This window comes from Amycolatopsis sp. NPDC104819, from assembly GCF_055583145.1.
On record NZ_JBVJON010000032.1, the window covers coordinates 1 to 22,250 of the forward strand.

The 22,250-nt window shown below is 72.3% G+C and carries 24 protein-coding genes and 1 pseudogene; 11 read left to right on the forward strand and 14 right to left on the reverse strand.

The features are described from left to right. The 3 genes and pseudogenes from ACZ63E_RS45545 to ACZ63E_RS45555 all read right to left on the reverse strand — a co-directional run. Positions 1 to 371, reverse strand: a pseudogene (locus tag ACZ63E_RS45545) (lipoyl synthase); the annotation flags it as partial. A 25-nt stretch (positions 372 to 396) separates the two neighbouring features. Continuing rightward, positions 397 to 1,347 carry an oxidoreductase gene (locus tag ACZ63E_RS45550; RefSeq protein WP_465342542.1) on the reverse strand — a complete coding sequence of 317 codons (951 nt, stop codon included), beginning with the start codon at positions 1,345 to 1,347 and terminating at the stop codon, positions 397 to 399. A gap of 18 nt (positions 1,348 to 1,365) precedes the next feature. Next, positions 1,366 to 1,887: a hypothetical protein gene (locus ACZ63E_RS45555; RefSeq protein ID WP_465308214.1), complete on the reverse strand. Its 522-nt coding sequence runs from the start codon at positions 1,885 to 1,887 to the stop codon at positions 1,366 to 1,368. Positions 1,888 to 2,018: 131 nt separating this feature from the next. Between ACZ63E_RS45555 and ACZ63E_RS45560 the strand changes: the two genes are divergently transcribed. Together ACZ63E_RS45560 and ACZ63E_RS45565 are read left to right on the forward strand one after the other, a co-directional pair. Further along, a complete protein-coding gene (locus tag ACZ63E_RS45560; RefSeq protein WP_465308212.1) occupies positions 2,019 to 2,630 on the forward strand; it encodes a TetR/AcrR family transcriptional regulator in 612 nt (203 codons plus the stop codon). Positions 2,631 to 2,634: 4 nt separating this feature from the next. Then, positions 2,635 to 3,570, forward strand: coding sequence for an LLM class F420-dependent oxidoreductase (locus ACZ63E_RS45565; protein ID WP_465342543.1), 936 nt, complete (start codon positions 2,635 to 2,637; stop codon positions 3,568 to 3,570). Here ACZ63E_RS45565 and ACZ63E_RS45570 read toward each other — a convergent pair. Beyond that, complete coding sequence (locus ACZ63E_RS45570) at positions 3,558 to 4,421, reverse strand: LysR family transcriptional regulator (protein ID WP_465342545.1); 864 nt, start codon at positions 4,419 to 4,421, stop codon at positions 3,558 to 3,560. The genes ACZ63E_RS45565 and ACZ63E_RS45570 overlap by 13 nt on opposite strands. 86 nt (positions 4,422 to 4,507) lie before the next feature. Here ACZ63E_RS45570 and ACZ63E_RS45575 point away from each other — a divergent pair, with 86 nt between their 5' ends. Further along, positions 4,508 to 5,233: an SDR family oxidoreductase gene (locus ACZ63E_RS45575; RefSeq protein WP_465342546.1), complete on the forward strand. Its 726-nt coding sequence runs from the start codon at positions 4,508 to 4,510 to the stop codon at positions 5,231 to 5,233. Between the two features lie 6 nt (positions 5,234 to 5,239). Here ACZ63E_RS45575 and lipB read toward each other — a convergent pair whose 3' ends face one another. The 5 genes from lipB to lpdA all read right to left on the reverse strand — a co-directional run bounded on the left by lipB (position 5,240) and on the right by lpdA (position 10,779). After that, the gene (gene lipB, locus ACZ63E_RS45580) at positions 5,240 to 5,983 is read right to left on the reverse strand and encodes a lipoyl(octanoyl) transferase LipB (RefSeq protein WP_465342547.1); all 744 of its coding nucleotides are present in this window, start codon (positions 5,981 to 5,983) and stop codon (positions 5,240 to 5,242) included. Then, positions 5,980 to 6,603 carry a phosphatase PAP2 family protein gene (locus tag ACZ63E_RS45585; protein ID WP_465342549.1) on the reverse strand — a complete coding sequence of 208 codons (624 nt, stop codon included), beginning with the start codon at positions 6,601 to 6,603 and terminating at the stop codon, positions 5,980 to 5,982. Before ACZ63E_RS45585 ends, lipB begins: the two co-directional genes overlap by 4 nt. Further along, positions 6,600 to 7,472: a TIGR01777 family oxidoreductase gene (locus ACZ63E_RS45590; RefSeq protein ID WP_465342550.1), complete on the reverse strand. Its 873-nt coding sequence runs from the start codon at positions 7,470 to 7,472 to the stop codon at positions 6,600 to 6,602. Before ACZ63E_RS45590 ends, ACZ63E_RS45585 begins: the two co-directional genes overlap by 4 nt. Positions 7,473 to 7,570: 98 nt before the next feature. Beyond that, positions 7,571 to 9,349, reverse strand: a complete 1,779-nt coding sequence (gene sucB, locus ACZ63E_RS45595; RefSeq protein ID WP_465342552.1) for a 2-oxoglutarate dehydrogenase, E2 component, dihydrolipoamide succinyltransferase — start codon at positions 9,347 to 9,349, stop codon at positions 7,571 to 7,573. A gap of 56 nt (positions 9,350 to 9,405) precedes the next feature. Beyond that, the gene (gene lpdA / locus ACZ63E_RS45600; protein ID WP_465308196.1) at positions 9,406 to 10,779 is read right to left on the reverse strand and encodes a dihydrolipoyl dehydrogenase; all 1,374 of its coding nucleotides are present in this window, start codon (positions 10,777 to 10,779) and stop codon (positions 9,406 to 9,408) included. 182 nt (positions 10,780 to 10,961) lie between these two features. On the opposite strand from lpdA, the gene ACZ63E_RS45605 reads away from it, so the two are divergent. Both ACZ63E_RS45605 and ACZ63E_RS45610 read left to right on the forward strand, forming a co-directional pair. Further along, positions 10,962 to 11,306: an oxidoreductase gene (locus ACZ63E_RS45605; protein ID WP_465308194.1), complete on the forward strand. Its 345-nt coding sequence runs from the start codon at positions 10,962 to 10,964 to the stop codon at positions 11,304 to 11,306. Continuing rightward, entirely contained in the window at positions 11,307 to 12,278 is a 972-nt protein-coding gene (locus ACZ63E_RS45610; RefSeq protein WP_465342553.1) for an SMI1/KNR4 family protein, read from the forward strand. Positions 12,279 to 12,369: 91 nt separating this feature from the next. On the opposite strand, the gene ACZ63E_RS45615 is transcribed toward ACZ63E_RS45610, so the two are convergent. After that, entirely contained in the window at positions 12,370 to 13,869 is a 1,500-nt protein-coding gene (locus ACZ63E_RS45615; RefSeq protein WP_465342554.1) for a leucyl aminopeptidase, read from the reverse strand. A 110-nt stretch (positions 13,870 to 13,979) separates the two neighbouring features. On the opposite strand from ACZ63E_RS45615, the gene ACZ63E_RS45620 reads away from it, so the two are divergent. After that, the gene (locus ACZ63E_RS45620) at positions 13,980 to 14,828 is read left to right on the forward strand and encodes a hypothetical protein (RefSeq protein WP_465342555.1); all 849 of its coding nucleotides are present in this window, start codon (positions 13,980 to 13,982) and stop codon (positions 14,826 to 14,828) included. Continuing rightward, a complete protein-coding gene (locus tag ACZ63E_RS45625) occupies positions 14,821 to 15,465 on the forward strand; it encodes a DUF402 domain-containing protein (protein ID WP_465308186.1) in 645 nt (214 codons plus the stop codon). The genes ACZ63E_RS45620 and ACZ63E_RS45625 overlap by 8 nt, the downstream gene beginning before the upstream one ends. Here ACZ63E_RS45625 and ACZ63E_RS45630 read toward each other — a convergent pair. Beyond that, the gene (locus ACZ63E_RS45630) at positions 15,452 to 15,751 is read right to left on the reverse strand and encodes a hypothetical protein (RefSeq protein ID WP_465308184.1); all 300 of its coding nucleotides are present in this window, start codon (positions 15,749 to 15,751) and stop codon (positions 15,452 to 15,454) included. The two genes, ACZ63E_RS45625 and ACZ63E_RS45630, sit on opposite strands and share 14 nt — an antisense overlap. Positions 15,752 to 15,847: 96 nt before the next feature. Here ACZ63E_RS45630 and ACZ63E_RS45635 point away from each other — a divergent pair, with 96 nt between their 5' ends. Beyond that, the gene (locus ACZ63E_RS45635; protein ID WP_465342556.1) at positions 15,848 to 16,951 is read left to right on the forward strand and encodes a branched-chain amino acid aminotransferase; all 1,104 of its coding nucleotides are present in this window, start codon (positions 15,848 to 15,850) and stop codon (positions 16,949 to 16,951) included. Positions 16,952 to 17,004: 53 nt separating this feature from the next. Here the strand turns inward: ACZ63E_RS45635 and cobT are convergent, their stop codons facing one another. Continuing rightward, entirely contained in the window at positions 17,005 to 18,081 is a 1,077-nt protein-coding gene (gene cobT / locus ACZ63E_RS45640; RefSeq protein ID WP_465342557.1) for a nicotinate-nucleotide--dimethylbenzimidazole phosphoribosyltransferase, read from the reverse strand. Between the two features lie 74 nt (positions 18,082 to 18,155). On the opposite strand from cobT, the gene ACZ63E_RS45645 reads away from it, so the two are divergent. Then, on the forward strand, positions 18,156 to 18,833 hold the full coding sequence (locus ACZ63E_RS45645; protein WP_465342558.1) for an IspD/TarI family cytidylyltransferase: 678 nt from the start codon (positions 18,156 to 18,158) through the stop codon (positions 18,831 to 18,833). Here the strand turns inward: ACZ63E_RS45645 and ACZ63E_RS45650 are convergent. Beyond that, positions 18,830 to 19,294, reverse strand: coding sequence for a hypothetical protein (locus tag ACZ63E_RS45650; RefSeq protein WP_465342559.1), 465 nt, complete (start codon positions 19,292 to 19,294; stop codon positions 18,830 to 18,832). The genes ACZ63E_RS45645 and ACZ63E_RS45650 overlap by 4 nt on opposite strands. A gap of 142 nt (positions 19,295 to 19,436) precedes the next feature. Between ACZ63E_RS45650 and ACZ63E_RS45655 the strand changes: the two genes are divergently transcribed. Both ACZ63E_RS45655 and ACZ63E_RS45660 read left to right on the forward strand, forming a co-directional pair. After that, the gene (locus ACZ63E_RS45655) at positions 19,437 to 20,186 is read left to right on the forward strand and encodes a GntR family transcriptional regulator (RefSeq protein WP_465342560.1); all 750 of its coding nucleotides are present in this window, start codon (positions 19,437 to 19,439) and stop codon (positions 20,184 to 20,186) included. Continuing rightward, the gene (locus tag ACZ63E_RS45660) at positions 20,183 to 21,025 is read left to right on the forward strand and encodes a phosphoribosylaminoimidazolesuccinocarboxamide synthase (RefSeq protein WP_465342561.1); all 843 of its coding nucleotides are present in this window, start codon (positions 20,183 to 20,185) and stop codon (positions 21,023 to 21,025) included. The genes ACZ63E_RS45655 and ACZ63E_RS45660 overlap by 4 nt, the downstream gene beginning before the upstream one ends. Positions 21,026 to 21,067: 42 nt before the next feature. On the opposite strand, the gene ACZ63E_RS45665 is transcribed toward ACZ63E_RS45660, so the two are convergent. After that, a complete protein-coding gene (locus ACZ63E_RS45665) occupies positions 21,068 to 22,057 on the reverse strand; it encodes an aldo/keto reductase family protein (protein WP_465342562.1) in 990 nt (329 codons plus the stop codon). Positions 22,058 to 22,250 lie beyond the last annotated feature (193 nt).

Consider the following 22,250-nt stretch of genomic DNA (forward strand, 5'->3'; position numbering starts at 1 on the left):
GCAACACCAGTCACCGTCGAGTACCGGAGACCCATGGCCTGCACGGACTCCGCGACCTTGCGCGGCTCAGTGCGGTCCAAAGCAGCAGGCTTGCCCGTGTCGATCTGACAGAAGTCACAACGGCGGGTGCACTGGTCACCGCCGATCAGGAACGTGGCTTCCCGGTCTTCCCAGCATTCGTAGATGTTGGGACAACCCGCTTCTTCACACACAGTGTGGAGACCTTCGCGGCGCACCAGACCCTTGAGTTCGGTGAACTCCGGCCCCATCCGCACCCGCGTCTTGATCCACGGCGGCTTCTTCTCGATCGGCGTCTCGCTGTTGCGGACTTCCAGGCGCAGCAGCTTCCGGCCTTCAGGCGCAGCACTCACGCCCTCAACCGTACGCCCGTCCGGGCTACGCGGGATCGGGGGTGACGTCGGTCAACTTCGCCGTGAGCTCCCACAATGCGGACCCCAGCGGCTCGATGCGGGCGGTGGCCAGCGTGGGCACGCGGACCGGGTAACCACGGAGGTTTCCGAGACCACGCGGGGCGAAGTACGACCCGCCTTCGACGCCGTCCGCGGTGGCCGCGTAGAGCTGGGGGAGGGCGCCGAGACGGGGGCCTTGGGCGAACAGGACCTCGCCGAGGCGGTGGCCGCCGGCGATCACGGACCGGACCACCGGGTTCGAGTACGAGCGCGCCATGCCGCTGCCGAGCCCGGTCGCGGTGTACCCGGGGTGCGCGGCGACGCTCAGGATGTCCGAGCCCGACGCGCGCAGGCGCCGGTCCAGCTCGACCGCGAACACCTGGTCGGCGAGCTTCGACTGGCCGTACGCGGTGGCCGGGTTGTAACGCCGGTGGTCGCCGTTCGGGTCGTCGAGGTGGATGCGGGCGCCGGTGGCGGCGAGGCTCGACAGCGTGACGACGCGGGCGTGCCGTCCGCCGCGCAGGGCGGGCATCAGCAGCCAGGTCAGCGCCGCGTGGCCGAGGTAGTTGGTGCCGAACTGCAGCTCGAAGCCGTCGGCGGTGCGACCGCGGGCGGTCGCCATCACGCCCGCGTTGTTCACCAGGATGTCCAGCCGGTCGCCGGTCAGCTCCCGGGCCGACGCGGCGGCCGCGCGCACCGAGGCGAGCTCGCTCAGGTCCAGTGGGATGAGCTCGGGCCCGGCGCCCGCGGCGGCCGCCTTGACGAGGTCGAGTGCCTTCGCCCCGCGTTCGGCGGAGCGGCAGGCGAGGAGCACGCGGGCCCCCTTGCCCGCGAGCACCTCGGCGGTGCGCAGCCCGAGCCCCGAGTTCGCCCCGGTGACCAGGGCGGTCCGGCCGGTCTGGTCGGGGATGTCGGCGTCGGTCCAGCGCTCCGTCATGCGCTTACTTAACTCCTGTCACGCACTGGGCGCGAGCAGGCGCCGCAGGTGTCCCATGACGGGACGGCGGCGGACGGGCTCGTCGTGGCTCGTGCGCAGCAGCGCCTCGAGCGCGTGACCCACCCGGACGATCTCGTCGCCCGGCTCACGCGCGTCGGCCAGCCCGGCCGTGACGGCGAGCATCCGCAGCTCGCCTTCGTGCATCCGCCGCAGCGACACGTGCCGCTCGAAGGCGCCGTCGAGCACCGCGCGCAGCGTCTCGTGCTCTTCGACGGTGGCACGCCAGGCGCGCGTGACGGCGTCGACGTGGTCACCGAGGCCGTCGGCGTCGTCCGGGTCGGTGACCTCGGCGCGCAGCCGTCCGCTCAGCACCTGCGTCCACTTGTACTGCAGGGCGGCCAGGACGTTTTCCTCGGTGCCGAAGTGCTCTTCGGCACCCGGGACCTCGTCGAGCGGCAGCGGCGCGCCCGGGTTCCGGGCGGCGAGGCGGACGATCGCGTCGAGGATTTCCTGACGTCGGTAGAAGTCGGTCCAGCTCATCGTGGGGCTCCCCTTCCGTGGCGGGCGTCATACCGCGGGTCTGCGGCATACTCCCGGTACGGACCTGACCCGGTGAACATACCATGGGTATGGAGAGATCTTCCGGGCGTAATGTTGTGAAGGTGGCGACAATGAGGTCCAGACGGCTCGACTATTCGGAGTCGACGCGGTCGGCGCTGGTCGACAGCGCGGTGGAACTGTTCACCAAACGGGGTTACGCGGGGACCTCGCTCGACGAGATCGCCAAACGCGCGCGGGTCACCAAAGGTGCGCTGTACCACCACTTCAGCGGCAAGCAGGCGCTGTTCGAGGCCGCGTTCGACCAGGTCGAAAGCCTCGTCTACGACCGCCTCGAGAAGATCATGTCCGGGGACGGTTCCCCGTGGGAGCGGGCCCTCGGCGGGCTCAACGCGTTCATCCGCGCCTGCCTCGACCCGGCGTACCAGCGGATCGCCATCCACGAGGCCCCGGTCGTCATGGGCTGGGAGCGCTGGCGCGAAGCCGAGGAGCGCTGCAGCTTCGGGCTCGTGCGCTCGGGCCTGCAGTCGCTGATCGACGCCGGTGAGGTCGAGCCGGTGCCGGTGGAGGTCACCGCGCGGCTGCTGTTCGGCGCGCTGTCGAGCGCGGCCACCGAGATCGCCAGCTCACCGGACCCGAAGAAGGTCGGCGCCGAGATCGAAGACGTGATCGTCCGCATGCTGGTCCGCCTGCGCCGCACGGAGCCCGACGTCTCTATAGGCTGACGCCGTGGACTTGAGGATCTTCACCGAGCCCCAGCAAGGGGCCAGCTACGACGACCTGCTGCGCGTGGCCAAGGCGACCGAAGACGCCGGGTACGACGCCTTCTTCCGCAGCGACCACTACCTGAAGATGGGCTCGGCCGACGGCCTGCCCGGCCCGACCGACGCCTGGATCACCCTGGCCGGCCTGGCCCGCGAGACCAGCCGGATCCGGCTCGGCACGCTCGTCACCGCGGCGACGTTCCGGCACCCCGGCCCGCTCGCGATCTCGGTCGCGCAGGTCGACCAGATGTCCGGCGGCCGGGTCGAGTTCGGCCTCGGCGCCGGCTGGTACGACGCCGAACACGAGGCGTACGGCCTCACGCTGCCACCGCTGAAGGAGCGCTTCGACCGCTACGCCGAGCAGCTCGAGATCGTCACCGGCCTGTGGAAGACGCCGGCGGGCGAGACGTACTCGTTCAAGGGTGACTACTACACGCTGAGCGACTCGCCGGCGCTGCCGAAGCCCGCGCAACACCCGGCGCCGCCGGTGATCATCGGCGGCGGGGGCAAGAAGCGCACCCCGGCGCTGGCCGCGCGCTTCGCCGACGAGTTCAACCTCCCGTTCGCCGACCAGGACGTCGCGGCCGCGCAGTTCGCCCGCGTCGAGGCGGCGGCCCGCGAGATCGGCCGCGACCCGAAGGAGATCCTGCGCTCGGTGGCGCTGGTCGCCGGGGTCGGCCGCGACGACGCCGAGGTCGAGCGGCGGGCGGCCGCGATCGGGCGGGACGTCACCGAGCTGCGCGCCAGCGGCCTGGCCGGGTCGCCCGCCGAGGTCGTCGACCGGCTCGGGCAGTGGCGGGAGAAGACCGGGGTCACCCGCGTCTACCTGCAGCTGCTGGACCTCTCGGACCTCGACCAGCTCGAGCTCATCGCGGCCGAAGTCGCGCCTCAGCTGGACTGACCCCCGGCGCCGGCCGCCGCGCGCACCAGCGCCGCGACGGCCGGCGAGCGGGTGCTCGCCGGCCAGGCGAGCACCGTGGTGACGTCGGGGGCGTCGACGACCGGCACCGCGACGTGCTCCGGCCACTGCCAGGCCCGGCTGGACGCGGGGATGACGAGCAGTGTCCGGCCCAGGGCCACCAGCTGGGCGAGCTTCGACTGGGTCCGCACCTCGGGCCCGGGCCCGTCCGGGTAGGAGCCGTCGAGCCGCGGCCACCGCGCGATCGGCAGGTCCGGCACGTTCTGGACGTCCGCGAGCGTGAGGTGCTCGCGGGCCGCGAGCGGGTGCTTCGCGGGCAGGATCGCGACCTGGCCCTCGACCTGCAGGTCCTCGGTGTCGAACCCGGCGAGGTCGTCGTACGGGCGGTGCATCAGCGCCACGTCGGCCTGCCCGTCGCGCAGCAGCCCGGCCTGCTCGCTGACCTCGCACAGCAGGACCTCCACCGGCGCCGCGCCGGGGTCACCCGCGACCGTGTCGAGCAGCCGCTGCAGGAGTTCGTGGGACGCGCCGGCCTTCGTCGCGAGCACCAGCGGCCGCTTCGGGTCCGCGGCCCGGCGCGTGCGGCGCGCGGCGGCGGTGACCGCGTCGAGGGCGACGCCGGCCTCGCGTAGCAGCACGCTGCCGGCGTCGGTCAGCGTCACCCCGCGGCGGTCGCGGTCGAAGAGCCGGACGTCGAGCCGCTGCTCCAGGAGCCGGATCGCGCGGGAGAGCGGCGGCTGCGCGATCCCGAGCCGGTCGGCGGCGCGGCCGAAGTGGAGCTCCTCGGCGACGGCGACGAAATACCGAAGCTCACGCGTCTCCAGGTCTCGCACGCGTTCCAGCGTACCCATCACTGATACCCGGCAAGTATCACAACGTACTGAAGCGATCTTGGACGCCGTCCGCCGTCGCGCCGACGATGGACGACGTGAACACCACGAAGACCGCGCTGGTCACCGGCGCGAACAAGGGAATCGGCTTTGCCATCGCGCAGGGCCTCGGCACGCTCGGCTTCACCGTCGCGGTGGGCACGCGGGACGCCGGCCGCCGCGACGAAGCCGTCGAGAAGCTCCAGGCCACCGGCGTCGACGCGTTCGGCGTCGCCCTCGACGTCACCTCCGACGAGAGCGTCACCGCGGCCGCGGCGGCCGTCGAAGAACAGGCGGGCCGGCTCGACGTCCTGGTCAACAACGCCGGGATCGCCGGCCGCACCGACGACGGCGCGCAGGACCCGGCCACGCTCGACCTCGACGTCGTCCGGACCGTCCTCGACACCAACGTGTTCGGCGTCGTCCGCGTGACGAACGCGCTGCTGCCGCTGCTCCTGCGCGCCGACGCGCCCCGCGTCGTGAACCTCTCGAGCAGCATGGGCTCGCTCACGCTGCAGCCCGGCCCGGTCCTGGCCGCCTACGCGCCTTCGAAGGCGATGCTCAACAGCGTCACGACCCAGTACGCCCGGCGGCTCGCCGACACGAAGGTCATCGTGAACGCCGCCTGCCCCGGGTTCGTCGCGACCGACTTCACCGGCTTCAACGCACCCCGGACGCCCGAGCAGGGAGCCGCGGTCGTGCTGCGGCTCGCCACCCTCCCGGACGACGGCCCGCGCGGCGGCTTCTTCGACGACGAAGGTGTTGTCCCATGGTGAATCCGCTCAGTTCTGCAGCGCGAAGGTGACGCCGGGGGCCTGCGGCGCTTCCGGCCGCGGGAGCCAGCGGTCCTCGCTCACCGGGAGCTCGCCTTCGAGGGCCGCGAGGACGGCGTCGCGGGCCAGCGGCAGCACCGCTTCCACGCTGACGTCCCGCTGCAGCTCGTAGGACAGCGACGTCACGCCCGCGTCGCGGATGCCGCACGGGACGATGCTGTCGAACGCGGCCAGGTCGGCGTTGCAGTTGAGCTCGAAGCCGTGCATCGTCACGCCGCGCTGGACGCGGATGCCGATCGCGGCGATCTTGCGCTCGATGCCGCGGTCGTCGGCGGGGATCCACACGCCGCTGCGGCCCTCGACGCGGCCGCTGTGCACCCCGAGCTGGTCGCACACGTGGATCAGCGCCTCTTCCAGCCGCCGCACGTAGTGCACGACGTCGATCGGGTCGGCGAGCTTCACGATCGGGTAGCCGACCAGCTGGCCGGGCCCGTGCCAGGTGATCTTGCCGCCGCGGTCGACGTCGATCACCGGCGTGCCGTCGGTCGGGCGGTCGGCCGGCTCGGTGCGCTTGCCCGCGGTGTACACCGACGGGTGCTGCAGCAGGAGCATCGTGTCCGCCGAAGTGCCGTCGGCGCGGGCGGTGAGACTGCTCCGCTGGAGCTCCCAGGCCTCGGTGTAGTCGATCGTGCCGAGCTCCCGGACGTCGACGGGCTCGGTGCTGGCGCGGCAGGTGGTACGGGAAGAACTCACCCGTCGAGGCTACGCCCGTCACCCGCCGGAAGCAGGCGCAAGGCACCGGCTGAGAGCAGCCCGACACCGGTCACGGCCAGCACCGCGCCGATCGTGTCGGTGACCCAGTGCACCCCCAGCACCACGCGGCAGACGGCGATCAGCACGACCGCCACGACGACCGCCACCGCCACCCGGCGGACCAGCCGCGGCCACAGCCACGCGCACAGCAGCAGCACGACGAACCCGGTGCTCGCCACCGACACGACGTGCCCGCTCGGATAGCTCAGGTCCGGGTAGTCGCGCGGGCGTTCGCGCAGGAAGACCGGCTTGAACACCAGGCTGGTCAGCCGGCACAGCACGAGCACGACGGCCAGCCGCACGCACAGCCCGAGGTGTTCGCGCCGGCGCAGCGCCAGCGCGAGCAGGGCCGCGCCGAGGACGAAGGGGAGGACCGGGCCGAGGACGTCGCTCACCGCCTGCGCGACCCGGCCGAGCGGCCGCGCGTAGACGCCGTGCAGCGCGTTCGCGACTTCGACGTCGAGGGTCAGCGGCTGCCGCGCGACACTCAGCCCGAGCAGGACGAACGCGGCGGCGAGCACCCCGCCGACGACCAGCCAGCGCACCCGCGGAACGGTCATGCGGCCGCGAGCGCGCTGTCCAGCGTCGGGTGCCGGAAGGAGTACCCGGAGCGGTCCAGCGCGGCCGGGACGGCCCGCTGCCCGAACAACGCCATCTCCTCGCCCGCCTGGCCGAGCACCGCCTTGAGCGCGAACCCGGGCACGAACCACGGCGCGGGCCGGTGCACCGCTCGGCCGACCACGCGGGTGAACTCGGCGTTGGTCACCGGCGCGGGCCCGGTCAGGTTCACCGGGCCGGACAGGTCGTCGTGCGTGAGGGCGTGGACGATCGCGCCGACTTCGTCCTCGAGGGCGATCCACGGCATGTACTGGCGGCCGTCGCCGAGCCGCGCGCCCAGGCAGAACTGGAAGAGCGGGCGCAGCAGGCCGTACAGGCCGCCCTTCGACGACAGGACCAGCCCGGTCCGGATGTTCACCACGCGCGCGTCGCGTGCCGCCGCCGTCGCCGCTTCCCAGCTTTCGCAGAGCTCGGCCAGGAACCCTTGCCCACGCGGGGAGTTCTCGTCCACAGTGGACGGTCCGGGGTTGCCGTAGTACCCCACGGCGGAGGCGTTGACCAGGACGCCGACGCCGTGTTCGGCGACGGCTTCGGCGAGCACCTCGGTCGGCTCGACCCGGCTGTCGATGAGCTCCTGCTTGCGCATCGCGCTCCACCGGCCGGGGAACAGCGGCTTGCCACCGAGGTTGACGAGGGCGTCGACGCCCTCGAAAGCGCCGCTCGAGATGGTGCCCGACGGCGGATCCCAGCGGAACTCACCACCGCGCGGCTCGCGGCGCACCAGCGCGCGCACCTCGTGGCCGTCGCGCCGCAGGCGCTCGCCCAGCGCCGACCCGATCAAGCCGCTCGCTCCGGCGATCAGTACTCGCATGAGTCGATCGTGGCCCATCGGAGTCCGGCCCGCACTCCGGGTCCGGGAACGGCGATGGCCGCCACAGGAGTTTCCGTGGCGGCCATCACCGGGGTGAGTCAGAGACCGAGCTCGTCCTCGAAGTTGCCCTCTTCCAGCCGCTGCTTGATCGTCATCAGGAAGCGGCCCGCGTCGGCCCCGTCCACCAGGCGGTGGTCGTAGGTCAGCGGGAGGTACGCCATCGACCGGATGGCGATGGTGTCGTTGCCGTCGGCGTCCGTCGCGACGATCGGGCGCTTGACGACCGCGCCCGTGCCGAGGATGCCGGACTGCGGCTGCACGATGATCGGCGTGTCGAACAGGGCGCCGACGCTGCCGATGTTGGTGATGGAGAACGTGCCACCGGACAGCTCGTCGGGCTTGATCTGGTTGGCCCGCGCCCGGCCCGCCAGGTCGGCGATGCGGTGCGCGAGACCGGCCAGGCTCAGCTCGCCGGCGTCGTGGATCACGACCGAGAGCAGGCCGCGCTCGGTGTCCACCGCGATGCCCAGGTGCACGGCGCCGTGGTAGGTGATCTCCTTCGTGTCCTCATTGTAGGACGCGTTGACGTTCGCGTGCTGCTTCAGCGCTTCGACCGTGGCCTTCGCGAAGAACGGCAGGAACGTCAGGTTGACGCCCTCGCGCTCCTTGAAGGCCGCCTTCGCCCGCTGGCGCAGCTTGGCGATCTTGGTCACGTCCACTTCCTGGACCTGCGTGAGCTGCGCGGCGACCTGCAGCGACTCGCGGGTCTTGGTGGCCGTGATCTGCCGGATCCGGCTGGCCTTCTGCACGGTGCCGCGCAGGGCCTGGACCTCCGGGGAGACCGAGACGGCCGTCGGGCGCTGGGCCGGGGCGGCAGCCGCGGGAGCCGACGCCGCCGGGGCAGCAGCAGCGGGGGCCGGGGCCGCCGCCTTCTGCTTCTCCTCGGCCGCGGCCAGGACGTCCTGCTTGCGGATCCGGCCGCCGACACCGCTGCCGGTCAGCGACGCGAGGTCGATGCCGTGCTCGGTGGCCAGCTTGCGGACCAGCGGCGTGACGTACGGGCCGTCCGCCGAGCTCTCCTTCGCCGCGGCCGGCTCGGCCTTGGGCTCCGGCTTGGGCTCGGGCTTCGGTTCCGGCTTGGCCTCCTGGACCTGCTCGGGCTTCGGCTCCGGCTTGGGTTCCGGCTTCGGCTCGGGCTTGGATTCCTGGACCGGCTCCGGCTTCGACTCGGCCTTGGGCGCGGCGTTCGCGTCCCCGATCACGGCCAGGACCCCGCCGACCTCGACGGTCTCGTCCTCACCCGCGCGGATCTCCAGCACCGTGCCGGCGACCGGCGACGGCACCTCGGTGTCGACCTTGTCGGTGGAGATCTCGAGCAGCGGCTCGTCGACCTCGACCGAGTCGCCGACCTGCTTCAGCCACCGGGTGACGGTGCCCTCGGTGACGCTCTCGCCCAGCTCGGGCAGCTTCACCTCGGTGCCTTCACCACCGGCGGCCGGCGCGGTGTCCGGCTTGCTCGGCGCGCTCTCCGGGGCGCTGTCCCGGGCCTGCGGCTCGGGCTCGGACGACGGCTCGGGCGCGGACTCCTCCTGCGCGGGCTCCTCCTGCGCCGGGGCGGACGACTCGGGCGCGCCGCCCGAACCGTCGTCGATGACGGCGAGCTCGGCGCCGACCTCGACGGTCTCGTCCTCGGCGGCGCTGATCTTCACGACCGTGCCCGCCACCGGGGACGGAACCTCGGTGTCGACCTTGTCGGTCGAGATCTCGAGCAACGGCTCGTCGACCTCGACGGTGTCGCCCTCCTGCTTAAGCCACCGGGTGACGGTGCCTTCGGTGACGCTCTCCCCGAGCTCCGGCAGTGTGACGGAGTAGGCCATCGTTCGCTGACTCCTCTTTCAAGATTCTGCGTGGTCTGGATTCTGCTGGTGAGACGTCAGCTGTGCACGTGCAGCGGCTTGCCGGCCAGGGCAAGGAACGCTTCACCGAGGGCCTCGGTCTGGGTGGGGTGCGCGTGGATGAGCGGGGCGACGTCCTCGGGGAAGGCCTCCCAGCTGTAGATGAGCTGCGCTTCGCCGATCAGCTCGCCGACGCGGTCGCCCACCATGTGTACACCCACGACGGGCCCGTCCGGAGCCTTGACGAGCTTGACCCCGCCGGAGGTCTTGAGGATCTGGCTCTTGCCGTTGCCGCCGAGGTCGTAGGTGAACGTCGTGACGTCCGCGCCGTACTTCTCCTTGGCCTGCGACTCGGTCAGCCCGACCGACGCGACCTCCGGGTGCGAGTAGGTCACCCGCGGGATGCCGCTCTCGTCGATCTCGCGCGGGGCGAGCCCGGCGATCTCCTCGGCGACGAAGATGCCCTGCTGGAAGCCGCGGTGCGCGAGCTGCAGGCCGGGGACGATGTCGCCGACGGCGTAGACGTTCGGCAGGTTGGTGCGCAGCCGCTCGTCGGTGAGGACGAACCCGCGGTCGATCTTGACGCCGGCCTCCTCGTAACCGTGGCCGGCCGAGTTCGGGCCGCGGCCGACGGCGACCAGCAGCAGGTCGGCTTCGAGGGTTTCGCCGGACTCCAGCGAAACGCTCACGCCGTTGTCGTCCTGCTTCGCGCCGGTGAACCGCACGCCGGTCTTGAAGGCGATCTTGCGGCGGCGGAAGGCGCGCTCGAGCTGCTTGGAGGCGAACTCGTCCTCGTTCGGGACCAGCCGGGGCAGCGCCTCGACGATGGTGACGTCCACGCCGAAGGAGGCCCAGACGCTGGCGAACTCGACGCCGATCACGCCACCACCGAGGACGACGACCTTCTTGGGGACGTAGTCGAGGGCGAGGGCCTGCTCGCTGGCGATGACGCGGCCGCCGAGCTCCAGCCCGGGCAGCGTGCGCGAGTACGAGCCGGTCGCGAGGATGACGTTCTTGCCGGTGTAGCGGGTGCCGTCCACCTCGACGGTCGTGCCGCCGACGAACGTGCCGCTGCCCTCGACGAGGTTCACCTTGTGCGCCTTGGCCAGGCCCTGCAGGCCCTTGTACAGGCGGGAGACGATCCCGTCCTTGTACTTGTTGACCCCGGCGATGTCGATGCCCTCGAAGACGGCCTTGACGCCGACCGCCTCGGCTTCGCGGGTTTCGTCGGCGACCTCGGCTGCGTGCAGCAGGGCCTTGGTCGGGATGCAGCCCCGGTGGAGGCACGTCCCGCCGAGCTTGTCCTTCTCGATCAACGTGACGGAAAGGCCCAGCTCGGCCGCGCGGAACGCCGCGGCGTAGCCGCCCGATCCGCCTCCCAGGATCACGAGGTCGGCGGAGGTGTCGGTCACTTCAATAACTCCTCGGCAAGCAGTGGGGTGGTGCTCTGTCGTCGCCTGTGCCCGGTATAACCGCGCGCGCGACACCCGCCATCTTGTCACTACGCCGGACGGGGCTGCGACCTAGCCGGGTGTGCGACACCGACCACACGCGGACATCGGGATAATGAGGGGCAGAAGTCTCGGGAGGGAAGGTGGTCGCGGTGGGGCTGTTCGACTCGCTGCGCAGGCGCGCCAAGGGCGGGCAGAAGGCCGGCACGCTGCGGAAAGCCAGTTCCGAGGACACCCGGCACCTCGAGGAGTGGGCGGCCACGCGCCGGGGTGTGGAGGCGTTCGTCGAGCCCAGGACGAACGTCACCGAGACCACTGTGGTGTTGATCGCCCACGACGGTGAGTGGACCCGCCGCCGCATCGGCAGCCTGGAGTCCGCGCAGCAGTTCGGCCACCGCCGGTCGATCCCGGTCTATGAGGTCGCGCGCGTCGGCTACCCGAAGCGCATGCGCGAGTACACCGAACGGAAGAAGCGCGGCCAGGTCTAGGTGGACCGCGACGCATCGGCCTGCTTTTGCCCGGATCGGTACCTGGAAGCCGCGGTCCGCGACGTCCTGGTCGGTGACGTCGACGACCGGGTCGGGCACGCCGCCCTGCTGCTCGCTTCGGCCGGGGCGTTCGGCGACGCCGACCACCTGGTCACCCAGTGGGCGGCCCGCGCCGAACGGCCGGTGACCGCGCTCGTGCCGTCCGCCGTGGTGGCCCGGGCCTGGGAGATGCTCTTCGAAGCCCGCGGCGCGCGGCCGGCGTGGGCCGCGGCGCTGCCGCCCCTCGACCTCGACGCCGAGGAGCGCGCCCACGAGACCCACCTCGCCCGGCCGGCCGCCGACCTCCTCGACGGGACGCCGCTGGCGCCGGTCGTCACGCACCTCTCGCCGTCGCGGCCGCACCGGCTGCGGGCCGCGATCGCCGCCGGTGACCTGGGCGAATGGGCGTCCCTCGCGGCGGACCAGGCGCGTCCGGACATAGCCGCGCTCGCCGCGTCACGACCCCTGGCGCGACAGCTGGCCGTCGGCGCCGACCCGCTCGGCCTGGGCGAGTGGACCGGCGTGTGCGCGGAGGCGCTGGTGGCCGCGCTCTACGAGCGGTACCCACCCGAGACGGGGTCGTGGTCCGACCTGGTCGGCGAAATCCTGCGGCTGCGGGGGAGCCGCTTGGCGCCGCCACCGGCGTCACCCCGGGCGGTCGACGCGGTCGAGGCGCGCCTCGGCACCCGGCTGCCGCACCGCGAGTTCCTGCTGACCTGCGACGGCCTGCCCGCGGACGTCGTCTTCCCGCGGCTGCTGGGCACCGCCGAGCTGCGGGCGGTCGACGGTGTGGTCGTGCTGTCCGACCCCGCGGTGCTGCTGTTCGCCGGCGGGCACGTCGTGGAGGTCGACCCCGTGCTCGGGACGTCCGTGCACGAATCGTTCCGAGCGGTGCTGGCGCAGCACCTGCGGCTGCTCCGGCAAAGCGCTTAGCGCCCCAATGTGGCCTTCGGTGCGCTCAACGCACCGAAGGGCCCCTTGGGTGCGCTCAACGCAACCAAGGCCACATTGGGGCGCTGCCGGGTCAGCCGTTCGCGGCGATGTCCGCGAGCACCGCGGCGATCGTGCGGACCGGGACGCCGGTGCCGCCCTTGCCGGTGTAGCCCCACGGCGAGCCGGTGTTGAACGACGGGCCCGCGATGTCGATGTGGACCCAGTCGAGGCCGTCGGCGACGAACTCGCGCAGGAAGATCCCGGCCGCGAGCATGCCGCCCCAGCGGTGGCCGGTCACGTTGGCCAGGTCGGCCAGGCGCGAGTCGAGGTCGGCGCGCAGCTCCTCCGGCAGCGGCATCGCCCAGCCGTTCTCGCCGGTGGCCCGCATGATCCCGGCGACGCGGTCGCGGAAGTCCTCCGAGCCCATCACCCCGGCGGTGCGGTTGCCGAGCGCGACGACCTGGGCGCCGGTCAGCGTCGAGGTCTCGATCAGGTAGTCCGGGTTCTCCTCGGCCGCGCGCACCATGGCGTCGACCAGGACGAGCCGGCCTTCGGCGTCGGTGTTGAGGACCTCGACGGTCTTGCCGCCGTACATCGTGAGCACGTCACCCGGGCGGTACGACGTCCCGGACGGCAGGTTCTCCGCCAGCGGGATGTGCGCGACGACCTCCAGCGGGTACTTCAGCTTCGCGGCCAGGACGACCGACGCGAGCACGCCGGCGGCGCCGGACATGTCGGAGGTCATGTGGTCCATGTTGGCGGCGGGCTTGAGCGAGATGCCACCCGAGTCGAACGTGATGCCCTTGCCGACCAGCGCGACCTTCTTGGCGGCCTTGGCCGGCTTGTAGGCCAGCCGGACGAGCCGCGGCTGGCGGGCCGAGCCGCCGCCGACCCCGAGGATGCCGCCGAAGCCCTTGCGCTTGAGGGCCTTCTCGTCGAGGACCTCGAACTCGAGGCCGTTGTCCTCGGCCAGCTTCTTCGCGCGGTCGGCGAAGGAGGCCGGGAAGAGGTCGTTCGGCGGGGTGTTGATCAGGTCGCGGGCGGTGAGGACGGCCTCGGCGATCGCGGTCGCCGCCTTCAGCGTCGCCTTGTGCTCCCGTGCGGTGCCGTCCGACGGGCTCGCGAAGTCGACCTTCGCGACCGGGGCGTCGCCCTTCTCCGAGCGGTACGCGGTGAAGACGTACGAGCCGAGGACCGAGCCCTCGACCGCGGCCTGCAGGTCGATCTCCGACAGCGTCACGAACGCGCGGTCGGTGCCGGCCAGCGCGCGACCGGCGGCGCCGGCGGCGCGGCGGACCTGCTCGGGGGTGACGCCGTCACCCTCCTTGCCGAGGCCGACGGCGAGCACGACCCCGGCCGGGAGCTTGCCCAGCGTCGGGATCTTGACGACCTCTTCGGCCTTGCCACTGGCGCCGAGGGTGGCGAGCAGGCCGGCGAGGCGGCCGTCGAAGGCGGCGTCCACGGCGGCGGCGCCGGCCGCGAGCACCGGGCCGTCGTCGCCCTGCAGGGTGCCGATGACGACCACGTCGGCGCGCGTCTTGGCCAGTGCCTCCCCGGTGTTGTCGGACAGGGCGAGCTTAGGCACGGTCACTTCTGGCTCCTCGCGCGTTCTCGGTGGTACCGGGCGCCGGCCCGGACAGGATCGTGAGCCATGCTAATGACGACCGGACCACGGGTGAACACAGGGAGAGGGAGGGCCGCGTGCGGCTGGGCGGTGGGCTGCTGGTGGCGCTGGCCGCCGGGGCGGCGGGCGCGGGCTGGTTCCTGCTCGCCGGGCTGGTGCTCGCGGCGGTCGCCGCCGGGGTGTCGGCGCGGGTGCCGGAACCGGGGGACGCCCTGGTCGACCGGGTCGTGGTGGCCGTCGCGCGGCCGGCGGAGGTGACGGTCTACGCCATCGCGTTCGGCGCCTACGTCTTCCCCGCGCACCGCGAGCTCGCCGCCGCGGGGTTCGTCGTCGTGGTCGCCGGCGCGGGGTTCGCCGGGCTGAAGATCCCGACGATCGTCGGGCGCGTCGCGGCCGGGGTGCTGCTCGCGGCGGGGCTCGTGCTGGTCGCGTTGTGCGTCGTGGTGCCGCCGGTGGCGACGGCCGGGGGTGGTCTCCAGCCGCCGGACTTCGCGGGGGTGCTCGTCGCCGCCGTGCTGGCGCTGCCGTTCCTGCGGCCCGCGAAACGCGAGAACGCCGGCCTGCGCGTGCTGCTGCTCGGCGCGGTCGCCGTGCTGACCGCCTTCGCCGCGCTCTACCAGCTCGGCGCCGTCCGGCTCGGGTTGTCGCTGACGTCGTTGCGCGATCTGCTCTCGGCCGCCGACGCGGACGCGCTGCAGCCGCTGCTCACCGTCGTGGCCGTGGTCGCGACCGTGGTGCCCGCGCTCGCCGCCGGCGCCGAGGTCCGCGAGCGGGCCGGGACGCCGGGGCCGGCCGGGCTCGTCGTCGCCGCGGTGGCCGCGTACTTCCTGCCCGTGCTGCCCGTTCTCGTGCTCGCGGGGCTGGCGACCGTGATCGAGCTGCTACTGGGCGTGCGCGCGCGCCGGTACAGTGAGTCGCGTGAGTGATCGACGCGGGCGGCCGGGGGAGACCGTGCTCGAACGCTTCCACCGCCCGGACGGCTCGATCGGCCAGGTGCACCCGCTGCGGGTGCTCGATGACGACGGCCGGGTCCTGCGGGGCTGGATCCCGGCGGGCACCCCGATCGTCGGCAGCCGGCTCGCCGACGGCCGCCTGATGCGCGACGCCCCGCTGGACCAGCGGTTCCGGATCCCGCGGGTGGCGGTCGCGGACTCCTGGCACGGCACGTCGACCCTGCGCCGGATCGCCGACGACGAGTGGTCGTCGGTCTGGTGGTTCTTCGACCTCGAAGGCCGGTTCAAGAACTGGTACGTCAACCTCGAGATCCCGCTCGGCCGCTCGCCGGGCGCCCTCGACCGGATCGACGGGGTGCTGGACGTCGTCGTCGAACGGGACGGCGCCTGGCGCTGGGACGACGAAGACGAAGCCGAGGCCGCTCTGGAGGTCGGCCGCCTGACGCGGGACCAGCTGGACCGGCTGCGCGCGGAAGGCGAGCGGATCGGCGCGCTGGCCGAGCGCGGCGCCTACCCGTTCGACGGCACCGACACCGACTTCCGCCCGGACCCGGGCTGGCCGGCGCCGGAGCTGCCCGCGGGACTGCTGGCCGAGCTCAGCCCGCGGTGAGCAGCAGGATCAGCGCCAGCACGGCGTTGACCACCGCGAGGATGACCACCGACTTCGTCGGGATCACCTTCGGGAACACCGTCTTGTCGTGGATGCTGCGCCACCACACGATGCCGAAGACACCCGCGACGAGGCCGAGGAAGCCGCCGAAGCCGCTGCTGAGCACGGCCCAGCCGACCATGCCGAGCAGGCCGACGCCGAAGGTCAGCAGCACCGCGGTGACGAACGTCTTGACGTCGGTCCCGCCGGTCTTGGGCCGGGGCACCGGCTCCGTGGAGTAGGTCACGCCTTCATCTTAGGGTCATCACGACGCGGGCGCGGGGCGCCCGGAACAGTGGGACATCCGACTAACGCGCCTCCGACCAAGCGGTATCGTCTAGCCATGACGACCACGACGCAGTTCGCCCACGTCCCGCACCCGAGTCCTGCGAGCGCGGACCGTGTCGCGGAGGTACTCGGCGCTCCTGGTTTCGGCACGTACTTCACCGACCACATGGTCACCGTGAAGTGGTCGAAGGCCGAGGGCTGGCACGAAGCCCAGGTCGGCCCGTACGCCCCGTTCACGCTCGACCCCGCGACCTCGGTGCTGCACTACGGCCAGGCCATCTTCGAGGGTCTGAAGGCCTACCGCCAGCCGGACGGCTCGATCGCGTCGTTCCGCCCGGACGCCAACGCGCGGCGGTTCCGGCAGTCGGCCGAGCGGCTCGCCATGCCGCAGCTGCCCGAAGACGTGTTCATCGAGTCGCTGCGCGAGCTCGTCGCCGTCGACGGCCGGTGGGTGCCCACCCGGCAGGGTGATTCCCTCTACCTGCGGCCGTTCATGATCTCGACGTCGACCGGGCTCGGGGTCAACAGCCCGGCCGCCGACTACGTGTACACGGTCATCGCCTCGCCCGCCGGGTCGTACTTCGCCGGCGGCGTGAAGCCGGTGAGCGTCTGGCTGTCGACCGAGTACGTGCGCGCGGCGCCGGGCGGCACCGGGGCCGCGAAGTGCGCCGGCAACTACGCGGCGTCGTTCGTGGCGCAGGCGCAGGCCGTCGAAAAGGGTTGTGACCAGGTGGTCTGGCTCGACGCGGTGGAGCGGCGCTGGGTCGAGGAGATGGGCGGGATGAACCTGTTCTTCGTCTTCGGCTCCGGCGAGAACGCCCGGGTCGTCACGCCCGAGCTGTCCGGCTCACTGCTGCCCGGCGTCACCCGCAAGTCGCTGCTGCAGCTCGCGCAGCGGCTCGGACACAAGGTCGAGGAACGCCGCATCTCCACCGAGGAGTGGGAGAAGGCGTCGGCCTCCGGGGAGCTGACCGAGACGTTCGCCTGCGGCACCGCGGCGGTGATCACGCCGGTCGGGCACGTCAAGCACGCCGGCGGCGAGTTCACCATCGCCGACGGGCAGCCGGGCGCGCTCACGATGAAGCTGCGCGAAGAGCTGACCGGCATCCAGGAGGGCACCCGCCCCGACACCGACCACTGGATGGTCCCGCTCGCCTGACGTACGTGAAGGCCACCTCGAGGACCCCGAGGTGGCCTTCACCGCGTCCGGGGTCAGGTGGCGGTGGCCGGGATGAGCGGGCCGGAGACCCCGGCCTGCTCGTGCGTCGCCGTTTCGGCGAGGACACGCGCGGCCATCATCAGCAGCGGCAACGCCGTCACCGCGCCGGTGCCTTCGCCGAGCCGGACGTCCAGCTCCAGCAGCGGGCCCAGGTCCAGGTGCTCCAGCGCCAGTGCGTGCGCCGGCTCGGCCGTGCGCTGCCCGGCCACCCACCAGCGGCGCGCGCCCGGGGCGAGGTCTTCGGCGACGAGCGCCGCGGCGCACGCGACGAGCCCGTCGAGCACCACCGGCGTCCGCCGGACCGCGGCCTGGGCGAGGAACCCCGCCATCGCCGCGATGTCCGCGCCCGCCGTGGTGCGCAGCAGGTCGAGCGGGTCGGCGAGCACCCCGCGGGCCCGGCGCAGGGCGTCGCGCACCGCGGTGGCCTTGCGCATCCAGGCGTCGTCGTTGATGCCGGAGCCGCGCCCGACCACGGCCACCGGCTCGCTGCCGGTCAGGGCCGCGACGAGCACCGACGCCGGCGTGCTGTTGCCGATCCCCAGGTCACCCGGGATGAGCAGGTCCGCGCCGCCGTCGACCTCGGCGTCGGCGATCGTGATCCCGGCGCGGACCGCGGCCTTCACCTCGGCGTCGCTCAGCGCGTCCTCGACGTCGATCGAGCCGGAGCCGCGGCGGACCTTGAACTCGCCGATCGAGCGGGTCGCCGGCGCCTCGGTGTCCACGGCCATGTCGACCACGCGGACACTCGCGCCCGCGGCCGCGGCCAGCACGTTGATCGCGGCGCCGCCGGTGAGCATCGTGCCCAGCAGCTGCCCGGTCACCTCGGCGGGATAGGCGGAAACGCCCTTCGCGGCGATGCCGTGGTCCCCGGCGAACACGATCACGCGCGGGCGGGTGAACGGCCGCGGCGGCGACTGGCCCTGGCAGGCCGCGATCCAGACACCCAGCTCCTCGAGCCGGCCCAGCGACCCGGCCGGCTTCACCAGCTTGTCGTGCAGGGCGATCGCCGCGGACCGGGCGTGGTCGTCGGGCGGGGTGATCTCGGGGAACTCGATGTCTTCCGGCTCCACACCAGGCCCTTTCTCTTGCACGGCAACGCTGTGGCCAACCTACCGGGCGGGCGGTCCGGGTAGTCTCGCGGCTCGTGGAGACGACGGCGGCCGCGGTGGTGCTGGCCAGCGGCGCGGGCACCCGCGTCGGCGCGAAGCTGAACAAGGTCTACCTGCCCCTGGCCGGGCGGCGGGTCGTGGCGTGGTCGCTCGACGCGTTCAAGCGCGTGCCCGGGATCGGGGTGCTGGTGCTGGTGATCCGGCCGCAGGACCGCGAGCTCGCCGAAGAGGTGGCCGACGGGGACGTCGAGATCGTGCCCGGCGGGGACACACGCCAGGCGTCCGAGCTCAACGCGCTGCGCCACCTCGCCCCCAGAATTGCCGGCGGCCGGGTCGACGCCGTGCTGCTGCACGACGCGGCCCGGCCGCTGGTCCACTCCGATCTGGTCGGCGCGGTGCTGGCCCGGACACGCGAGGACGGGGGGGCTGTGCCGGGCCTGGCCGCGGACGACGTCGTCGGGGTGGATGCCGGGCACCTGGTCGCCCAGGTGCCCGGCGCGATCCGCGTCCAGACGCCTCAGGGCTTCCGGGCGGGACCGCTGCTCGAGGCCTACGAGAAGGCCGAGCGAGAAGGCTTTTTGGGAACGGACACCTCGTCCTGCATGGAGCGGTTCTCCTCCCTGCCGATCCGCTGGGTCCCGGGGGCTCCCGAGAACCTGAAGATCACCTACCCCCACGACCTGGTGGTCGCGGAGCGGTTGCTCGCCCGCTAGGCGCACGCCGGCGGGCCGCCGTCGTCGTCGGTTTCCGTGAGGTCGATGTCGAGGCCCGTGCCGGTCGGCCGGATGGTCACGTCCTGCCGCAGCTCGAGCGGGATGTGGCACTCCGGCTGTGGCCGGAGCGCCTGCAGCGGCGCGCCCGGGGTGCCGGGCTCCGCCAGGGTGAGCACCGCCCGCAGCGTCCAGACCGGGGTGGCGTGGTACTGCCAGGTGACCACCCGCGGGCTGAACACGTCGGTGCCCGGGAACGTCGGGACCCGGTAGGCGCTGGCCCGGTGCTCGTCCCGCAGGACGATGACGTCCGCGCAGGTCGGCCACCGATGCACCGCCGCGTAGAGCTCCGGCGCCTCCCGGCCGCCGAACAGGTGCAGCACCCATTTGCGGCGCCGGAGCTCCTCGAGGAGTTCCTCGAGGCCCGGGCCGCTCGAACCGATGTGCGGTGTGGGCGGGGACACACTTTCGAGGGTAACTCGCGCACTAGTGCGCGGTCCAGTCTGTGTACTAGTACACCTGGGTGGTTCTGAACAGGGCTTTGTGGGAGACACTCCGGCGTGCTAGAACACTTGTGCGTGCGACACGTCCCCGTGAGGAGCCGCCTTGCCCACCCTCGACCGTCCTGAGCCGCCGTACCTGCAGATCGCGGGCCGGATCCGTGACGACATCCTGTCCGGCCGGCTGCAGGAGGGCGACGCGGTGCCGTCGGCCCGCGAGATCGCGCGCACGTGGGCCGTCGCCATGGCGACGGCGACCAAGGTGCTGGCCACGCTGCGTTCGCAGGGGCTGGTCCGGCCGGTGCGCGGGGTCGGCACGGTCGTCGACCGCGGTGGCCTGCACCGCACGGCCCGCGACCGCAGCGCCGCTTCGGCGCGGACCGGGCGGATCTACCCGCCCGGCCACTACGCCGTGATCCGCTCGGCCGGGCTGGAGCCGGCGTCCGAGCGCGCCGCGGCCGCGCTGGGCCTGGAGGAAGGCGCCCCGGCGATCCGCCGCCGTCGTACCACCTACGGCCCGGATTCGCGCCCGCTGTCGACGTCGATCTCGTGGTTCGACGGCGCGCTGTCGGCCAAGGCGCCGTCGCTGCTGGTGGCGGAGCGGATCGTCGAGGGCACGCCGGCCCACGCGGCCGCCCGGCTCGGCACGACGATCGTGACCACGCAGGAACGGCACGCGGCGGGCCGGGCGAGCGAGGCGGAGGCCGCGGAGCTCGAGCTGCCACCCGGGTCGCCGGTGCTGCTCGGCCGGAGCACCTTCCTGGCGGCCGACGGCACGGTCGTCGAGTACGGTGAGTCCGCCGCCTTGCCCGACCACTGGGTTTTCTACGAGTACACGACTGAGGACGGCGAATGAAGCACATCCACGCGGGCAAGGTCCGTGACCTGTACGAGCTCGACGGCGGGGACATCCTGCTCGTCGCGTCCGACCGCGTCTCGGTCTACGACGTGTCGCTGCCGACGCCGGTCCCGGACAAGGGCGCGCTGCTCAACCAGCTGTCCGCGTGGTGGTTCGACCGGATGGCCGACGTCGTGCCGAACCACGTCGTGTCGACCACCGACGTGCCCGCTGAGTTCGCCGGCCGGGCGATGCGCTGCAAGCCGCTGAAGATGGTCCAGGTCGAGTGCATCGCGCGCGGCCACCTCGCCGGCCTGGGCCTGCGCGAGTACCAGCGTGACGGCAAGATTTCGGGCGTCGCGCTGCCGCCGGGGCTGCTGGAGGGCGACAAGCTGCCGGAGCCGATCTTCACGCCGACCACGAAGATCTCCGACACCGGCCACGACGAGTTCATGACCTTCGACGAGGTGATGAACGAGATCGGCGAGGACACCGCGAAGCGGCTTCGCGAGCTGACGCTGGAGATCTACACGAAGGGCGCCGAACACGCAGCCGCCCAGGGCGTCATCATCGCGGACACCAAGCTGGAGTTCGGCTTCGACGCCGACGGCACGCTGACCCTGGGCGACGAGGTCCTGACGTCCGATTCGTCGCGGTTCTGGCCCGCCGACCAGTGGGAGCCGGGCCGCCCACAGCACGCGTTCGACAAGCAGTACGTCCGCGACTGGTCGCTCACGACCGGCTGGGACAAGACCCCGCCCGGGCCCGAGATCCCGGCCGACGTCGTCGAGCAGACCCGGCAGCGCTACACCGAGGTGTACGAGCGGATCACCGGGAACACCTGGCCGCGGTCCTGACCACCGTGGATGCCGCCGCGCGGCGGCATCCACGGCTTCGGGTCAGGGGCTCTTGGTCAGGCTCGCGTCGCGCTCGACAACGTCACCCAGAGCGTCGTCGATGGCCTGGAGCAAGTCAGCGTCGAGCTTCTTGCCGGCGGCCTTGACGTTCTCGTGCACCTGCTCCGGCCGCGAGGCCCCGATGATCGCCGAGGCGACGTTCGGGTTCTGCAGCACCCAGGCGACGGCCAGCTGGGCCAGGCTCAGATCGGCCTGCTCGGCCAGCGGCTCGAGCTCGGCGACCCGCTTGAGGACGTCCTCGCCGAGGAAGCGGGCGACCATGTTGGCGCCGCCCTTCTCGTCGGTGGCCCGCGAGCCGGCGGGGTAGTCCTGGCCGGGCTTGTACTTGCCGGTCAGCACGCCCTGCGCGATCGGCGACCAGACGATCTGGCTGAGGCCTTCGCGCTCGGAAGCCGGGATGACCTGGTCCTCGATGACCCGCCAGAGCATGTTGTACTGCGGCTGGTTGGAGACGAAGGGGATCTTCAGTTCGCGGGCGAGGGCGGCGCCGCGGCTGATCTGCTCGGCGGTCCACTCCGAGACGCCGACGTAGAGCACCTTGCCCTGGCGCACGAGGTCGGCGAAGGCGAGCATGGTCTCTTCGAGCGGGACGCTCCGGTCGAACCGGTGCGCCTGGTAGAGGTCGAGGTAGTCGGTGCCGAGCCGGGTGAGGCTGGCGTTCGCCGACTCCATGATGTGCTTGCGCGAGAGACCCTTGTCGTTGGGGCCCTTGGGACCGGTGGGCCAGAAGACCTTGGTGAAGATCTCCAGGCTCTCCCGCCGCTGCCCCTTGAGGCCCCGCCCGAGCACGGATTCGGCGGCGGTGTTGGCGTAGACGTCGGCGGTGTCGAAGGTGGTGATGCCGGCGTCGAGGGCGGCCTTGATGCAGGCGTGCGCCTGGTCTTCCTCGACCTGGGAACCGTGGGTGAGCCAGTTCCCGTACGAGATCTCACTGACGTTGAGGCCGCTACGGCCGAGACGACGAAACTCCATGGGGTAAGCGTAGGCGGTAATCGTTTGCTTTGCTAACGATCCTGGAGTGACTCCAGCCTCGCCCGGCGCGGGTGTGGTGTCGCGAATGACCCATTGGGGCAAGGCCGGGCAGTTAAGGCTGTGGGTGCGATGTCAACCCGGTGACATAAGGCAACGGAGCTTCCGCTAGAACATCGTCGACCAAGATCAACGT

Coding starts and splice junctions, on each gene's coding strand:
- ACZ63E_RS45660 (WP_465342561.1), top strand. CDS start 20,183: ATGAAGCACATCCACGCGGGCAAGGTCCGTGACCTGTACGAGCTCGAC.
- ACZ63E_RS45665 (WP_465342562.1), bottom strand. CDS start 22,057: ATGGAGTTTCGTCGTCTCGGCCGTAGCGGCCTCAACGTCAGTGAGATC.
- ACZ63E_RS45585 (WP_465342549.1), bottom strand. CDS start 6,603: ATGACCGTTCCGCGGGTGCGCTGGCTGGTCGTCGGCGGGGTGCTCGCC.
- sucB (WP_465342552.1), bottom strand. CDS start 9,349: ATGGCCTACTCCGTCACACTGCCGGAGCTCGGGGAGAGCGTCACCGAA.
- ACZ63E_RS45560 (WP_465308212.1), top strand. CDS start 2,019: ATGAGGTCCAGACGGCTCGACTATTCGGAGTCGACGCGGTCGGCGCTG.
- ACZ63E_RS45575 (WP_465342546.1), top strand. CDS start 4,508: ATGGACGACGTGAACACCACGAAGACCGCGCTGGTCACCGGCGCGAAC.
- ACZ63E_RS45635 (WP_465342556.1), top strand. CDS start 15,848: ATGACGACCACGACGCAGTTCGCCCACGTCCCGCACCCGAGTCCTGCG.
- ACZ63E_RS45590 (WP_465342550.1), bottom strand. CDS start 7,472: ATGCGAGTACTGATCGCCGGAGCGAGCGGCTTGATCGGGTCGGCGCTG.
- ACZ63E_RS45555 (WP_465308214.1), bottom strand. CDS start 1,887: ATGAGCTGGACCGACTTCTACCGACGTCAGGAAATCCTCGACGCGATC.
- ACZ63E_RS45550 (WP_465342542.1), bottom strand. CDS start 1,347: ATGACGGAGCGCTGGACCGACGCCGACATCCCCGACCAGACCGGCCGG.